The following is a 265-nucleotide window of genomic DNA, read 5'->3' as shown; positions in this document are numbered from 1 at the left end:
CAAACGTCGATTAACCCAACGTACGCAGCGGCGGGTGAGAGCGTGACCGTCACAGCCACGTTCGACAAAGGCGTTACCACACCGACAGGTTCAACGCTGGGTACAGCGGCGATCAACTGGACAGCACAATCGGGTACTCAAACCCAATGGGTGGGTACAGCAGAAGTCGCGTCGGTTGCGGATTCAGTGAAGAGTGTGGCGTTAACGTTGCAAGGCTTTAATGATGCAACGGGCAATGCCGGTGAGGCATTCACTTCTAGCAAAG

The 265-nt window shown here is 55.1% G+C and carries 1 pseudogene; it reads left to right on the top strand.

The features are described from left to right. A pseudogene (locus tag BCT11_RS03485) lies at positions 1-265 on the top strand (hypothetical protein); the annotation flags it as partial.

The sequence above is a fragment of the Vibrio sp. 10N.222.52.B12 genome, assembly GCF_002875385.1.
GTDB classification, from domain to species: domain Bacteria; phylum Pseudomonadota; class Gammaproteobacteria; order Enterobacterales; family Vibrionaceae; genus Vibrio; species Vibrio jasicida.
The sequence above is the reverse complement of the archived record's forward strand: the minus strand, read 5'-3'. Positions and strand labels throughout refer to the sequence as shown.